This is a genomic window from Rhizobium jaguaris, assembly GCF_003627755.1.
Classification (GTDB): Bacteria; Pseudomonadota; Alphaproteobacteria; order Rhizobiales; family Rhizobiaceae; genus Rhizobium; species Rhizobium jaguaris.
Genome location: NZ_CP032696.1, coordinates 493,134 through 507,302, shown reverse-complemented (window position 1 = coordinate 507,302; position 14,169 = coordinate 493,134). Strand labels below are relative to the sequence as shown.

The 14,169-nt window shown below is 59.8% G+C and carries 12 protein-coding genes and 5 pseudogenes; 8 read left to right on the top strand and 9 right to left on the bottom strand.

The annotated features are described in order from the left end of the window. Window positions 1-276: 276 nt before the first annotated feature. The 3 genes from CCGE525_RS36640 to CCGE525_RS38685 all read right to left on the bottom strand — a co-directional run bounded on the left by CCGE525_RS36640 (window position 277) and on the right by CCGE525_RS38685 (window position 2,352). Window positions 277-876 carry a DUF1419 domain-containing protein gene (locus CCGE525_RS36640; RefSeq protein ID WP_120709217.1) on the bottom strand — a complete coding sequence of 200 codons (600 nt, stop codon included), beginning with the start codon at window positions 874-876 and terminating at the stop codon, window positions 277-279. 61 nt (window positions 877-937) lie between these two features. After that, window positions 938-1,990: a DUF3991 and TOPRIM domain-containing protein gene (locus tag CCGE525_RS36635; RefSeq protein WP_120709132.1), complete on the bottom strand. Its 1,053-nt coding sequence runs from the start codon at window positions 1,988-1,990 to the stop codon at window positions 938-940. Between the two features lie 191 nt (window positions 1,991-2,181). Further along, window positions 2,182-2,352 carry a hypothetical protein gene (locus tag CCGE525_RS38685; RefSeq protein WP_162950440.1) on the bottom strand — a complete coding sequence of 57 codons (171 nt, stop codon included), beginning with the start codon at window positions 2,350-2,352 and terminating at the stop codon, window positions 2,182-2,184. Window positions 2,353-2,795: 443 nt separating this feature from the next. Here CCGE525_RS38685 and CCGE525_RS36630 point away from each other — a divergent pair. Both CCGE525_RS36630 and CCGE525_RS36625 read left to right on the top strand, forming a co-directional pair. Further along, window positions 2,796-3,122: pseudogene (locus CCGE525_RS36630) on the top strand (helix-turn-helix domain-containing protein); the annotation flags it as partial. A gap of 76 nt (window positions 3,123-3,198) precedes the next feature. Continuing rightward, a pseudogene (locus CCGE525_RS36625) lies at window positions 3,199-3,558 on the top strand (hypothetical protein); the annotation flags it as partial. Between the two features lie 943 nt (window positions 3,559-4,501). Here CCGE525_RS36625 and CCGE525_RS36620 read toward each other — a convergent pair. Then, entirely contained in the window at window positions 4,502-5,371 is an 870-nt protein-coding gene (locus tag CCGE525_RS36620; protein WP_162950439.1) for a class I SAM-dependent methyltransferase, read from the bottom strand. Between the two features lie 782 nt (window positions 5,372-6,153). Between CCGE525_RS36620 and CCGE525_RS36615 the strand changes: the two genes are divergently transcribed. After that, window positions 6,154-7,446, top strand: coding sequence for an acyl-CoA dehydrogenase family protein (locus CCGE525_RS36615; protein WP_120709216.1), 1,293 nt, complete (start codon window positions 6,154-6,156; stop codon window positions 7,444-7,446). Between the two features lie 63 nt (window positions 7,447-7,509). After that, window positions 7,510-8,535 (top strand): aldo/keto reductase, encoded by a 1,026-nt coding sequence (locus CCGE525_RS36610; protein WP_120709130.1) that lies wholly within the window; start codon window positions 7,510-7,512, stop codon window positions 8,533-8,535. Window positions 8,536-8,603: 68 nt separating this feature from the next. Here CCGE525_RS36610 and CCGE525_RS39420 read toward each other — a convergent pair. Beyond that, window positions 8,604-8,724: pseudogene (locus CCGE525_RS39420) on the bottom strand (LLM class flavin-dependent oxidoreductase); the annotation flags it as partial. A gap of 236 nt (window positions 8,725-8,960) precedes the next feature. Here CCGE525_RS39420 and tnpA point away from each other — a divergent pair. The 4 genes and pseudogenes from tnpA to CCGE525_RS39415 form a co-directional block, all read left to right on the top strand. After that, entirely contained in the window at window positions 8,961-9,341 is a 381-nt protein-coding gene (tnpA, locus tag CCGE525_RS36600; protein ID WP_120703084.1) for an IS66-like element accessory protein TnpA, read from the top strand. Next, window positions 9,338-9,685: an IS66 family insertion sequence element accessory protein TnpB gene (gene tnpB / locus CCGE525_RS36595; protein WP_120703085.1), complete on the top strand. Its 348-nt coding sequence runs from the start codon at window positions 9,338-9,340 to the stop codon at window positions 9,683-9,685. Before tnpA ends, tnpB begins: the two co-directional genes overlap by 4 nt. A 62-nt stretch (window positions 9,686-9,747) precedes the next feature. Then, window positions 9,748-11,373: an IS66 family transposase gene (gene tnpC, locus CCGE525_RS36590; protein ID WP_120703086.1), complete on the top strand. Its 1,626-nt coding sequence runs from the start codon at window positions 9,748-9,750 to the stop codon at window positions 11,371-11,373. Continuing rightward, a pseudogene (locus CCGE525_RS39415) lies at window positions 11,373-11,666 on the top strand (hypothetical protein); the annotation flags it as partial. The gene tnpC and the pseudogene CCGE525_RS39415, both read left to right, overlap by 1 nt. 209 nt (window positions 11,667-11,875) lie before the next feature. On the opposite strand, the gene CCGE525_RS39410 reads toward CCGE525_RS39415, so the two are convergent. From CCGE525_RS39410 to CCGE525_RS36575, 4 genes and pseudogenes are all read right to left on the bottom strand, one after another. Next, the gene (locus CCGE525_RS39410; RefSeq protein WP_245472475.1) at window positions 11,876-12,301 is read right to left on the bottom strand and encodes a 4'-phosphopantetheinyl transferase family protein; all 426 of its coding nucleotides are present in this window, start codon (window positions 12,299-12,301) and stop codon (window positions 11,876-11,878) included. Window positions 12,302-12,313: 12 nt separating this feature from the next. Next, window positions 12,314-12,511: pseudogene (locus tag CCGE525_RS39405) on the bottom strand (4'-phosphopantetheinyl transferase family protein); the annotation flags it as partial. A gap of 86 nt (window positions 12,512-12,597) precedes the next feature. Beyond that, the gene (locus CCGE525_RS39650; RefSeq protein ID WP_281024689.1) at window positions 12,598-12,729 is read right to left on the bottom strand and encodes a hypothetical protein; all 132 of its coding nucleotides are present in this window, start codon (window positions 12,727-12,729) and stop codon (window positions 12,598-12,600) included. 48 nt (window positions 12,730-12,777) lie between these two features. After that, entirely contained in the window at window positions 12,778-14,163 is a 1,386-nt protein-coding gene (locus tag CCGE525_RS36575; RefSeq protein ID WP_120709215.1) for an MATE family efflux transporter, read from the bottom strand. Window positions 14,164-14,169: the final 6 nt, after the last annotated feature.

Sequence of the window (14,169 nt, the reverse complement as noted above, 5' to 3'; positions counted from 1 at the left end):
AGCGCGAGCGTCGTCCTCCTGTCGCGGAAGACAGCAGGCTGTTCGCAGTGAATGGAAGGGGACGGCGTCCATGGCCGCCGGTATAAGGTCGGCAAAGCGCTCATCGCGCTCCACCCTGACCATCTGCACGGCGACTGAGGCGAAGACGATGCGACGACGCGTGGCGGCTGGGCTTGCCACCATCATCGCCTTAGATTGTTCGGCATCGAGGAAGTCGATCCGCCGGCGATTGCCTCGCGCACGGATGCGATCGGGTAGTGAGCATGGCAACACCTTCTATGCCGCGATCGGTGAGGGGAGATGGCGCAACTGCACCGGCAGCTTGGCGGCGATCTCATCGTTGGTGAGATCTTCGAGCAGCTTCAGGAAGCTGCCCTCTTTGCGGCCATAGAGCAGCACCGTCCGTTTTCCACGCGCCGCTGCCGGCCAACGCGCACCGGCATAGCCGCGATAGTCGTCGGCCGTCGTGCTCCAGATGTGCTCGAGGCGCTCATCGCGTGTCATGGCGCGGATGTGGCAACTTTCCCGGTCGATGATTGCGACACGCATGGTCTCGACGGACGTCTTGTCTGAAAGGTCGCAATAGGCATGAAAATACCGGATCGCGTCATCGATGCGGAGCGCGAAGAACACGGATGTCACGGAGCTGGTCAGGAATTCACGCATCGCGAACATCGAGCCGCGGATCCAGAGCGGCGGCAGGATCTCGAACATGTAGTCGTGCTCGGCTTCGGCGATTTCGAACCATTCGCCGGCGTAAAGCGGCGTTGCGTCACCGTCCCAGCGGTTCGGCCGCTGGACATGGCGGTCGAACATGCGAAACATCTGTGGGCGAGTTGCGACGCCTTGAAACACTTTGCGGATTGAAGAGGTCATCTGCGCCTCCTTGCGCGGGCGGACGAAGCGCGGCACGGTCCTCTCGACCCTTCCATCTTCTTCAGTCCTTCATGACCCCTTGCCTGCCGCCGGCATCGCGACCGCCCGGGTCCAGGGCCGGCTTCAGCCGGGCGAAGCCTCCCTTGACGCGGGCGGTGCGCATGCGGCACGCCTCACCCTCTTTCCCTCCATCCTCCCTTTTCCTTTTCTCAGTACCTCGCTTCGCGCGCAGCTTCAGAGCTTCATTCCAGTCCTCTTCGGGCGGGCGAAGTCGCACCCAGTCGCATCCGACCTCGTCGGCAAGCCCGCGCAACCGTTCGGCAAACGTATCGCCTTGAGGGTTGGCGTCGGTGGCAGCGACAAGCTGGATGTTCGGACCTGACGCAAGCGCGCCAAGTGCCGCGGCCGTGGTCGGCGACCAGCCGCCGCCGGTGCTGAGATAGAGCGTGCCGTCCCGCAGGCCCTCGATTGCCGCAAGGCTCATGGCGTCGATTGCGGCTTCGGTGACGGCCAGGCGCACCGGCGCATCCGAACCGAGGCGGAACAGGACCTTCTTTCCTCCGGAGGCAAACCCGCGGTATTGCGGACCGCGCGCCTCCCAGCCCGTCACAACGCCTGCCTGGTTCCAATGGGCGGCCCACATGCTGCCTTGCGGACCTTCGCGAAGAAGGTTGCGTTTGATCGCGGCGCGGATAATCGCCGTCGGGAGGCAACGCTCGTCATGCAAGTAGCGCCAGGTCGACGAGCCCGGCCAGGGGCAGCGCCGAGCCTGCCAACGGTCCGAAATGGAAAGTTCGGACTGGCCGTCCGCAATGCGAGGCTGCCACTCGGGCGCGGAAATTTCGAACCCCACGAGGTTCGCGACCTTCTCGACACATGCCGGAAAGCTGACACGGTCGAGGTGCTCGACCAGGGCGAAGACATCGCCTTTCGCGTCGCTGAGCGGATCGAACCATCCACGCCCTTCATGCGTCACTATGATGATCTCTCCGCGGCGGCGAAACTTCACCGCTCGCCGGGTGCTCTCCTTGACGTCTATGGCAAACCCGGTCTGCTCCAGCACCGCGGCGCAGCTTACCTTTTCGCGCAGCGCCTCTATTTCTCCTCTATCCATTTTCCTTCCGATCGCGAGAGCGATCGCCTCCAATTCGTCAGCTTTATTCGTCCGCCGCTTCAGCGGCCGCGAAGAGCAAAGGCGGCAAGGGCGCGGCTGGCAATTTGGTGAATCATGCAAGGTCGGCCGCGGCGAAGCCTCCCTTGCGGCCTGCCGCTCGCAAGCGGCACGCCGAAGGCCATGGCGCCGGCTCAATGCCAAGGCGTGTACTCGTGAACGATCTCAAGATCGTCGTCGTCGTCGATTTCGTCGGACGGCAGGACGCCGTATTCGCCGTCGACGGTGAAGAGCGTGACCGGGACCATCAGGTCGCGGGAGAGCTGGAAAGCGTAGGACTGGGCGAGTGAGAGGTCGTGCGACATGGGTGAGGCTCCTTGCAAGCGGACCAATTCCCGCTCGATGGCTCCTCAAAAGGCCCGGTGGCGGGCGCGATCACCGCGATGCGAAGCGGAAGCGGCCGCAGCTTGACTAGCGGACCCCTTGTGGGTTGATCGTGGAAGATCCGGAACCTGGCCAGGACGCCATCGACAAAGAGCGGGATTGGGCTGCTTCGACGGAAGTTTCACACAACGACGCTCGGTTGCATCGACAGGGTTTCGATCTGCCGGCTGCGATACCCGAACCGTGGTGAGGCGTGCGCTCGAGCATTGGCCGCCATCGGCACCCGGTGGAGAAAGCGGGCTGAGTTACATCTCTCCTTTTTAGAGGAACGGCTCCCTTTTCAGACATAACTATCATGCAACCTATAGAGGTTATGTAAGTTTCGCGCTACATATGCTGGCAATCTGTAGTACGAAGGTCTCAAATTCCCACTCCCCATAACCCTCCCGCTGCGGTGCGAGGACGAGCGCTGCGTAAACTCGGAGCGGACATTCACGATGCCCGCCGACGCCGACGGCTACCGATGGCAGTCGTGGCTGAGCGCGCGTTCACGTCGCGTTCGACGCTGCAAAGGGTCGAAGCTGGTGACACCAATGTCAGCATTGGCATCTACGCAAGCGTTTTGCAGGCGCTTGGCCTACTCGACGGACTGAGCCACGTCGCCGACATCAGCAATGACAGCATCGGTCAGGCCCTCGCCAGCGCGCAATTGCCCAAGCATGCCCACCCCAAGCGGCCAACTGGATCATCTGCAATGGTTGACTTCGAAGTACACATCGACCTCAACGGTCGCTCGCGGCCGATTGGCCTAGCGCGCTTCGATTTCGGTGGACCAGGACGTTTTCCAGGCGCCTATCCGCGCCGGGATTGCCGGCCCTTATTGAACGTGGACGGCTGCTTCAAATCACCGAGCGCATTCTAAGAGATGAAGTGACAGATGAGGACCTTCAGCTCATTTTCGCGCCCGGCTCGTCTCTAGACCTCGCCTGCTCGGTCGACCTGCTAGTGGCCGCTTCGGAGTTCCTTGCGCTCACGCTGGCGCAGACCCGCACCGTTATCAAAGATGTGGCGACGGTGACGGCGATCTGGCCCGATATGGCCAAGGCGGTTGGGGCTCGTGCGGCCGGATCAACCGCATGGCCAGCCCTTTCGAGCATGACGATCTCAAACGGGCTCTAGCGCTATGACAAGGATTTTCCGCACGATTACGATCCGCCACAGCCAGCTTCGTGACCAGCGCGTCTGTCTCCAGTCGTTTAGCCCCATTGAGACATTGCTCGGCTCTGCGCGAGGAAACAGCTCGCGCCGTCTCTCAATGAACGGCATCAATATTCATGCCATTTGGGTGATAACGTTTGGGTGAAACATCTTGGTTTACTTTCAACAGCTTAGCAAAGAACGGCAAAGAAACTGCCAAACAAAGCTCTGTCGTCACATCGCTAAAATTGACACATGTCGGGAAGACGCCGAGAACTGGACACTCAGGCGAGCCGTTGTGCCCCAATGCACTGCCCTTGCTTGATGACGAATGGACCGCCCCGCTGCCGCCTTCGTTCTGGCAAATGATGCGCCAGCTACAAATCCCGACCTCCTGAGAATAGCCATATCGACAGATAGTCTCATGGTTCGGCCTTGCAGATGTAGCTGGGTAAGCTTCAGGTATTGCGAAATCTGATAGTGACTTTCCGACGATTGGTGACCGCGACGTGATTGATCGCAGGTACCGGTCGGGACTCACGCGTCAATTGCCGCAAAGTTGATGGCAGCGCGAATTCAAAAGTAATCAAAGTTTGGGCCGCCTAGAGGGGTGATCAGGCGGCCCACTGGCCGCAGGTGCGGCCGCTTAGGCGACAATAGGGACAAATCGCCTGTGGAAACGATATAGTTCGAATTTTTTAAAAGCAATGCAGATTTTGAATTAATTGAAGTCCGTTTTAAGGCGAGGGTGGGATCTCTGGGAGGCAATGTCCACAGATGCGCAAACTTGGTGTGCCGCTCACCGAACATTTGCAACGAACGTGCCAAAGGCATGTGCGATCTACTGAATATGGAGGAGAGCGGAAAAAATCCGGAAGCCAAAATCATCAAGGTGGACGCAAAATTTGATACGTCGGCCGATGGCCGACCGCATCATCGGGCCAGTCGCGAGTCCTCACCGCAGGACTTACGTGCCCAAGCACAGACCTGGGCAGGGGCAGCGACCTGGCTGCTCATGGCCACGACCGCCTGCTGTAGCCGCACCTCCAGCGAGTCGATGCCCACCTCCTCACAAGTGGCCGCACCGGATTGAAGCAGCAGCGGCAGCACGCTACGCACGCGTTCCGCCAGCCAAGCATAAAGCGGCGAGGCTGTGCCGCCGCCGACTGGACATTCGCAGAACAGCCCCGACATCGGCAGCCCGGCCGTCTCGAAAGCCTCAACCAGCCGACCGGCGATGTCCGGATGCGCTATCGTCGGCCGGAAGCTTTCTAGCAGCCACTGTCCCGCCTGCTGCCACAGCGGCACCAAAGGACGGGAGCGGAACTCATCGAGGAAATCCACCTCATGGAACGCCAGAATGCCGCCCGGTGCCAATCGCGCGACCGCCCGGCGAAGCGTGTCGATCGGATCCGGCAGATAGCATAGGACGAAGCGGCCGATGACGGCGTCGAACCGTTTGTCGGCCATAACGGTGTCGACGGCCTCGTCGGCCGCCGCATGCAGGAAGCGGATCTGCGCCAGACCCATTTCCTTTGCCCGTGCCCGCGCCGTGACGAGCGCTTCCTCGCTGCGATCCACGCCTAGTACCGCTCCGGACCGGCCGACCAGCTCTGCCGCCAGAAGGGACACATCGCCGGGGCCGCAGCCGAGATCGAGCACCCGCATGCCCGGAGCTAGCCCGGCTGCGCGAAGCAATCGCTCTGTCATCGGCCGCAGTGCCGCGGCCTGCAGGATCAGCCTGCGCATCTCCAATTCTGAATGTCCCAGAGCGTATTCAGCAAAACGACTTGAGGAACTCAATGGCAATCTCCTAGCGATCTCGGACGCCGAGCGAATAGTTTGGCAATCATCTGCAATAATAGATTCGCCTCAGATTTGAACGTCGTTTCCAAATCAGCATGGGACGAGCCTCTGGGCCGTTGTGTGCCGAAGGATGAGATGATGGCCCACCGTGACCGCTCGGGTGTCGATCGAACGTTGTCAGCTGTGAGACAATGTCGGGGATCAAACAATGCGTCGCGGAGTGATCATGTTGTTTGCCAATGACTTTTCGATTGGCATGGCACTTGCGTCGGATCGCCGGCCACGCTGGCACGCAAGACGAGGAAAATTACATGATCAGCTCACCGGCCTTTCGCACGGAACTCTCCTTCAATGCTCTAGCAGCTATGGCGGACTTGATTTGCATTTCGGCAAGCCAGCATCGGAGGTCCGCAGACACACATCGGACGTGATCACAGGTCACGGCAAAAGGGATTAGGACAAAAGTGAACATTCACACTGCTTTGCAAAAGCCCAGCCGCATATCGACCGCCGCCGATCTGAAGGCTGCCAAGGAAGGAACGGCACGCGAAGCGCGGGATGGAGCCATGTAACGCGCCAAAGCCGCAAACCCACCACCGTCGCACTGCATGTATTACAGGCAAGCGGCACCACAATTCCTAAAAATAGCGATGGCAATGCAGAAATTGACGGATCAGATTGATGCTATCCGCCGGACAAATGGTACGGCTCACATGGCGGGCGCAAGCGGCCAATGCCGCTCTCGCGACACGGAATCGGGAACATCCGCTGTGGGGCGGATGCTCGATGCAATTCACGATCTAGCTCCCGCGGTGCTGGCCAGTGCAGCCGAGATCGAAGCCGAACGCCGCATGCCGTCAGATCTTATCGAGAAGTTACGGTCGATCGGAGTATACCGCATGTTCGCGCCACGCAGCCGTGGCGGGTTTGAGCTGGATTTACTCTCGGGAATGGAAGTGATCAGCGCTTTGGCTCGACTCGACGGCTCAGTCGGGTGGACCGCGATGATCGGCAGCGCCTCGGCCATTGTGAGTCCTCGATTGCCGAGACAGACCTACGATCTGATGTATCGTGACAAGTCGGACGTCATTATATCTGGCGTCTACTCGCCGGCGGGCACGGCCGAGAGAGTACCAGGCGGATGGCGTGTGAACGGGCGTTGGCCGTTCGCCAGCGGCTGCCAAGACGCCGACTGGATGATGGGCCTTTGTGTCATGTCGGAAGGCGGCAAGGCTCTTTGTGGGCCCGCAGGGGATGCCGGGCGGCCCCTTGTCCGGTGTGTCGCATTGCCGGCATCGGCCTGGCAGATCGAAGATACTTGGCATGCCTCCGGCCTCAGAGGTACCGGCAGTCACCACATAGTCCTTGAAAATGCGTTGGCGCCGGAGGCCAATTTTTTCGATTTTCCAGAGGGGGCAACGTGCGAACCGGGGCCGTTGTATCAATCGTGGCGGCATCTTCAGTCGGTGCTTCTTGGGGCTGTCTGCGTGGGCATCGCCGAGGGCGCGTTGTGGGATCTTGCCGAGCTTGTCCATAACGGCCGACAGCAGCTTCAAGCCCCGGCGCCGATGCGCGAGTCCGAGATGGCCCAGGGCGAACTGGGTAGAATCGAGGCAGATGTGCGGGCGGCGCGGGCGGCCATGCAGGTTCAGGCCGACAGCCACTGGCGGCACGCTGTGGCGGACACGTTGAACGGCCAAGCTCTCTATGCGCAGGGCATACAGACGGGAATCTGGACTGCCACTATCTGTGCTTGCGCCGCGCAAGCCTGCTTTACGCTCGCGGGCGGTGCCGCGGTTTATGAGAGTTCGCCTCTGCAGCGGCGGTTGCGCGACCTGCAGGCAGCGGCGCAACACGCGATGGTCCAGCAGCGGCACTATGCGGAGGCGGGCCGATCGCTGTTGCAGCGGGTCGGCACGAACACCGAGAGCGGACAGGCGGCCATGTGCGCGGGTAAGGCAACGGCGGGAAGGCCCCGTGGTCATGCAGATGCAGCGGCCACGACGTCGTCACGATCAGCGCGTTCAAACCACGAAACTGCAGACCCGCTGGCGTCTGTTCTAAATGTCTAATTCTGGGATTTGAGCGGCCCGCGCTGGTCCAGCCGCTCCATGGTGACTGTTATAAGGTTAAAAATGCAGAGACTCCAGCTTGCTCCAAATTACGAGATCTCGCGTGTGATCCATGGTGGATGGCAATTGGCGAGCGGCCATCGCACCGTCCGCAGTGACGACCCGGTCGCCGACATGGTGGCCTTCGCGGACGCGGGCATCACCACCTTCGATTGTGCCGACATTTATGCCGGCGTCGAAGAACTGATCGGCCGCTTCAGGACACGCTACGGGGATTTGCGCGGGGAACAGGCGCTGGCCCGGATCAAAGTGCACACCAAGTTTGTGCCCGACTTCGACAGTCTGCCGCGCATCAGCAAGTCCTATATAGCGAGCATGATCGACCAGTCGTTGAGGCGTCTCAACCAGGAGCGGCTCGATCTCGTTCAGCTTCACTGGTGGGAATACCGGGTGCCAGGTTGGCTGGACGCGGCGTTGTGGCTGGACGATCTTCGCCGCACCGGTAAGGTTGATAAGATCGGCGGCACCAATTTCGACACCGACCATATGTTGGAGATCGTCAAGGCCGGAGTGGCGCTCACCTCCATGCAGGTGCAGTACTCGCTGCTTGACCGTCGCCCCGCACTGCGCATGGCTGAGGCGGCGGTAGAGAACGGCGTCTCGCTCCTGTGCTATGGCACCGTCGCCGGCGGCTTCCTCGGCGACAGGTGGCTTGGAGCGCCGGAGCCGTCGGGGCAGCTGGAGAACCGTTCGCTGGTCAAATACAAGCGGGTTATCGACGATATCGGCGGCTGGGACCTGTTTCAGGCGCTCTTGGCGACGCTGCGCCAGATCGCTGATCGGCAGGGGACCGACATCGCCACGGTCGCCAGCGCTGCGATGCTCGGCCGGCCGGGTGTTGCGGCGGTCATCATCGGCGCGCACAACCGCTCGCATCTGGCCTCGAACCTCGCCGTCTCCGACCTCGTCCTGACTGCCGAGGAGCTGGACCTCATCGCCGGAGTGCTGGCGCAAGCGACGGAGCTTAAGGGCGATGTCTACGGGCTGGAGCGCGCCCAGGGCAACGACAATCGCATCCGCACTTCATAGTTGGCTTGGGTTAAGGCCCGGTCGCCGATCAAAGTTGAGATAGTTGAATGAGAAACGCCTTACCTTACTGCGTCCGCACCAATTCCAAAGTAAGCTAGCTCGATCGGAAAGAGAGCTGCGCCCTATACCTTACTCGACCCTACCACCGCTCAATTGATCAAGCACGCAGATCTCCTCAAATGCACGCATACGGAGCGCCGAGTTGTTCTGGAAGGTCTTTTCAATGCAGGCGAGGGGGAGCACGCAATGCCCCGCATTCGCGCCTTGCAGTTTCGGGGCTCGCGTGCTGGAAGCAGAAGACCCGCCGCCGGGTGGCGGGTTGCGCCGTAACCGCCCGATTGTGGCCGCCTGTTGGAAATAGCCGCGCTTATTTATGACCCGTCTATAACGACGTCGTTAGCGACGTGTTTTAGGCGAGGCCTGCGATGCGCGTGGAAATTCTCGGCGATGAACGTCGCCGACGTTGGAGTGATGAGAGCAAACTGGAGATCGTGCTGTCGGTGGGGTTCGATGGCGCGTCGGTGACTGAGGTAGCGCGCCGGTATTCGGTCACGCGGCAGCAGATTTATACCTGGCGGCGTGAGTTGCGGAAGAAGGGCCTGCTGTTGCCACCTCCGACCCCAGTGTTTCTGCCGCTGGACATGCCGCCCCCTGGAGACAACGAAGAGGCTCGGACTGTCGATGGCATGCAGGTTTTGCCTGCGATGATGGAGTTGCAATTGCGCTGCGGACGAAACCTTCGCTTCAGCGGCGATGTTGACGTGGTTGCTCTGAAGCGCCTGATCCGGGCAATCGAGGCGGTATGATCGGGCCTGGGACAGGTGTTCGGGTTTACCTTGCCTGCGGTGTCACGGACATGCGCAAGGGGATCGAGGGGCTGGCTGCTCTTGCCCAGGATGTGCTGCGCCAGAAGCCGACGGGAGGTGCGGTCTTCGCGTTTCGCGGGAGGCGGGGCGACCGTTTGAAGCTTTTGTATTTTGACGGTCAGGGGTTCTGCCTTTATTATAAAATCCTGCAGAAAGGGCGGTTTCCATGGCCGTCGGCAGTAGATGGGGCAGCCCGGTTGACGTCTGCTCAACTGGCGATGCTCTGGGAAGGGATTGATTGGCGGCGGCCGGACTGGGGCTCTCCTCCGGCCCGCGTTAGTTGAATTATCCCACTGAATCTGCGTGTTTTTATGGATGTTGGCTCTGACCTGTGGTAGTCAGGTTCATGTCGAGCGCGAGCCAAAATCTTCCCGATGATCCGGCCTTCCTGAAGGCAATGATCGCTGCGCTTGAGGCGAAAAACGCGAAGATGTCGGCGACCCTGCAGGCGCATGACCAGTTGATCCAATCGCTGCGGCTGCGCATCGCCAGGCTGAAGAAACATGGCTTCGGCAAATCGTCGGAAAAAATCGAGCGGGAAATCCAGCAGTTGGAACTGGCGCTGGAGGACCTGATGATTGCCGCCTCGGAAAGCAGCAGCGAGCCGCTCGCCGACGTCGAGGAAACCGTGCGTGCGGAGTCTGAGGCAAGCATGCCGGAAAAGACCATGCGCCGCCGTCCGCGCGTGTCGGACAAGGCCGCTCGCGAGCGCAGGGAACTCGATCCTGGCACGCACTGCCCCGATTGCGGTGGCGAACTGCGGCTTGTCGGTGAAGACGTCAGCGAAATCCTCGACATGATCGCCGCACAGATGAAGGTCATCGAGATTGCTCGGCTGAAGAAGTCCTGCCGCTGCTGCGAGAAGATGGTGCAGTTGCCCGCGCCCAGCCGTCCGATACCGGGCAGCATGGCGGGCGCTGGACTGCTCGCCTACATCCTGGTCTCGAAGTTTGACGACCACCTGCCGCTCTATCGCCTGAACGAAATCTTCGCCCGCATGGGCGTTGATATCCCCGACAGCACGCTGGTCGATTGGTGCGGCCGCGCCATGCGGGTGCTCCTGCCGCTGATCGAGTTGATCGAGGCGGCGATCATGAGCAGCGACCTTCTCCACGCCGACGACACGCCGATCCGGGTTCTGGATCGTTCTCTGCGCGACAAGGGGCTGGGGAAAGGGGTGAAGAAGGGCCGGCTCTGGACCTATGTCCGGGACCAACGCCCATGGGCGGGCATAGCTCCGCCCGGTGCGGTCTATTATTTTGCTCCCGACTGGAAGGAAGAGCACGTTCACCGTCACCTCAAGCAGGCGAGCGGCATCCTTCAGGCCGACGGCTACAAAGGCTACGCGAAGTTGTATGAGGCCGGACCGGACGGGACACGCCGCTTCCAGGAAGCTTCATGTTGGGCGCATTGGCGGCGCGACTTCCATGATATCTGGACCTCGAACAAATCCGAGATCGCCCGCGAGGCGCTCGACCGTATCGGCGCGCTTTACGACATCGAGCGCGAGGTTGCAGGCAAGTCTGCCGATATCCGTCTCGCCGCGCGCCAGAAGCACAGCAAGGCAAAGGTCGAAGCCTTGCGCGTCTGGGCCGAAGCGCAACTGACCCGTATCCCCGGCAAGAGCGATCTGGCTGGCGCTTTCAGGTATGGCCTGAGCAGGTGGTCCTCATTCTGCCTGTTCCTGGAAGACGGCCGTGTCGCAATCGATAACAATGCCGCAGAACGGGCGTTGCGTCCGATCGGCGTTGGAAGACGAAACTGGCTCTTCGCGGGCGCTGACACTGGAGCAGAAACCCTGGCGCGGGCCATGACAATTATCGAGACCGCCAAGATGAATGGCCTTGATCCTCAGGCCTATCTGGCTGACGTGCTCGACCGCATTCAGGATCACAAGATCAATCGCCTCGCCGAACTGCTCCCATGGAACTGGGTGCCGACGGTGGCAGTCATCTGCGCCGAGGCCGCCTGATGGCAACGGTCCGCTTCGTCTTCACCATCGACTATGTCGCCGAAATCCTCAATGAGGATGTCGACCTTCTCCGGGAGATCATCAGCAATGATGACAACCTGACCTATGGCAATATCATCAGCGTCGTGACTGGAGACGACGAGAGTACGTCAGCTTTGACAGACGATGGCGTTGACGAACTCAGGCAGATGCTTAGCGACGCGCGTAGGTCTGCGGAAACATGGCAAGAGTTCCTCGATTGCTTCGTCCTCGACGAAAAGGTCGTCGAGCGTGTCAAGACATATTCCCCACGGTCACAATCGGGCGGTTACGTTGCGCCATCAAAGCAGCGGCTTATTCTCATGCGCTCGCCATACTCCTCGACACATTTTAAAGCATCGCATCGGCCGACACTAAAACAGTCAAAGCCGAGATTCTCTGTCGAACCGGTCCGAAGAAAGTTGGTCTTGTGTGTGCGTGTTGAAACTTCGCTGTGCCATGGAGCAAACCCCGCAACGCCTTATTATCCAGGCTCGACGCCGTCTGCTGCGACCCATTCAACCGCAAAAGATTCATCCAATGGTTGCGGCCCGTCAAGCAATACTGCGGTTAGTATTAGGCCATTTGAAATCATGAAGCGGCCGCGGAGTTCCCGTGGACAATCCTTTGCCGGCACGCACGTGTGTGGAAGCTGAGCGACGAATGAGCCGTCGTCCGGAATGATGGTGACCACGGCATCCTCGAAGTCCAGCCATTCACGTGTAAGCGGAAACCACGCCTTGAAGATGCTCTCCTTAGCGCTGAAGAGCAGCCGTCCCCAATTGACATGCCCGGATGCATTCGCGATCCAATGTCGCTCCTCGTCGCTCGAAATGAGCGACAACACTCCTGTGGGCAGCTCTGCATCGACTTCGGCATCGATTCCAAGCGCAATGAAGTCCTTCTTCATGGCCACCGCCGCTGCATAGAATCCGACGCAATGAGTTATACTGCCAACGATTCCAGACGGCCAAAGCGGTTCCCTGTTAGGCCCGCTTGGGACCGGGCAAGACGGAAAGCCAAGTTTGCACAATGCCGCCCTGGCACATGCCCGCCCGATCGAAAATTCACGCCTTCTGCCTTTGACCGCTGTGGCAATTGCACTCTCTTCTTCGGCCATCACTTGGATTTCGGGGCCGTCACTTGCTCGAGAAGTTTGCACAGCAACATTCGGCGGGAGCAGCTTTTCTAGCATGAGATTTCCTCTCATTCGAGCACGTCCTGCTTGTTCGGGAACTCGCCCAAAATCGCGCTGGCGGATTGGCGCATCTCGCCCTCGGCGTTAAAATCAAATTGCCATGGGTAAGCATGACACTCGTTTTTGGATTGGCTGGTCAATCCCAAGCGGATCCGTAATCATTGCCACGTTCGCATCAACTCTCAGCCTTAACCAACCGCTTGCCGGGAAACGAGCATTCCTTTGAGATCGCCGAACTGCCTGACTATGACAAACACCGCGAGCAGCCCGGCCGCGAGTTCAGCAGTTGCCTGGCTGATTAACAGTCCTTTGAAGCCCCAAATTGCGGGCAATAGCAGTATGGCTGGTACGAACAGATATCCTTGCCTCGCGAAGGAAACGACCGCACTCAGACGTGCTTTCCCGAAGGACTGAAGCATCGTTATCGCTACATGCTGAACACCAAAAAGCCCGAAAAAGAGATGGAACATGATGCAGGTCGAGACAGCGATTTCAGTCATGTCCTCGCTGCTGCTGAAAAGTCGGACGATTGGCCGAGCAAAAATCACGACCACAGCAGAAAAGGTAACTGAAAATGCAACCGCTATGGAGAGCATGAACTTCGCGGCCCTCTGTACTCGAGCGAAATCCTGTGCTCCCCAGCTGAAACCGAGAACCGCCTGGGAGCCTATGCATAGGCCCATGATCGGGAGGGCCCCGATTGTCAACAATCGTGCAGCTATGCCCACAGCGGCAACGGAATTGTCGCCGAATTGTGCAGCTGCCCTGTTCAAGAGCACGAACGCAAGAGCAGACAAAATACCTGTGATGGTTGCAGGCGCGCCGATGGCGGCGAGCTGTTTTACGCGGCCACCCCCCAAAGTTATGTAGGAGATGCGGACACGGACAATTCCCAATTGTTTCACGAAATATAGAATGTAGAGGCCAGTGGCGGCGAGCTGCGCCAAAAATGTTGCGAGCGCCGCCCCACGAATTCCGAGATGCAGGGAAAAAATCAGAATCGGATCGAGCAGGGCATTCAGCGCAAAAGCCGTAATCATGGTCCACATGCTGAAGCGTGTATTGCCCTCAGCCCTCGCGACAAACCCGTTGACCATATTCAACAACATCAGAGTGTAACCAAATAGGAGCGTCGATGCGTAGTCGAGTGCGGCTGGCATTATTGTCGGACTGGCACCGAGCAAAGCAAGAACGTCGCGCAAACCGAAAAGCAGAGCGCCGGTAAGTGTCACTCCGATCGGCGCCGCTAGAGCGAGCGCCAAGCTCGCGCCGCGATTCGCCTCCAAGGAATTGCCGGCGCCAAGATTGCGCGACACGAACGATGCCGTGCCGACGCCGATCCCCTGCCCGACTGCGGTGAGCAGGACGACCAAGGGCAAAGCTACGCTGACGGCGGCGATAGCCTGCGCGCCGAGCCTTCCAACAAAGATTGCATTCACGAACTGCTGAAGTGCATTGATCGACAAACCGATAATGGAGGGAATGGCAAGCCGCATGATGAGGCTGGACACCTTGCCGTCCGACAAACTGGTATGCTCCGCCGGCGAAGCCATGCGCTCTTCTTTGCTCTTCATCGATCG

Excerpts from the sequence above, each read along its gene's own strand:
- CCGE525_RS39410 (WP_245472475.1), bottom strand. The coding sequence starts at position 12,301 with ATGAAGAAGGACTTCATTGCGCTTGGAATCGATGCCGAAGTCGATGCA.
- CCGE525_RS36640 (WP_120709217.1), bottom strand. The coding sequence starts at position 876 with ATGACCTCTTCAATCCGCAAAGTGTTTCAAGGCGTCGCAACTCGCCCA.
- tnpA (WP_120703084.1), top strand. The coding sequence starts at position 8,961 with ATGCGCGTGGAAATTCTCGGCGATGAACGTCGCCGACGTTGGAGTGAT.
- tnpB (WP_120703085.1), top strand. The coding sequence starts at position 9,338 with ATGATCGGGCCTGGGACAGGTGTTCGGGTTTACCTTGCCTGCGGTGTC.
- CCGE525_RS36575 (WP_120709215.1), bottom strand. The coding sequence starts at position 14,163 with ATGAAGAGCAAAGAAGAGCGCATGGCTTCGCCGGCGGAGCATACCAGT.
- tnpC (WP_120703086.1), top strand. The coding sequence starts at position 9,748 with ATGTCGAGCGCGAGCCAAAATCTTCCCGATGATCCGGCCTTCCTGAAG.
- CCGE525_RS36610 (WP_120709130.1), top strand. The coding sequence starts at position 7,510 with ATGCAGAGACTCCAGCTTGCTCCAAATTACGAGATCTCGCGTGTGATC.
- CCGE525_RS36635 (WP_120709132.1), bottom strand. The coding sequence starts at position 1,990 with ATGGATAGAGGAGAAATAGAGGCGCTGCGCGAAAAGGTAAGCTGCGCC.
- CCGE525_RS38685 (WP_162950440.1), bottom strand. The coding sequence starts at position 2,352 with ATGTCGCACGACCTCTCACTCGCCCAGTCCTACGCTTTCCAGCTCTCC.
- CCGE525_RS36615 (WP_120709216.1), top strand. The coding sequence starts at position 6,154 with ATGCTCGATGCAATTCACGATCTAGCTCCCGCGGTGCTGGCCAGTGCA.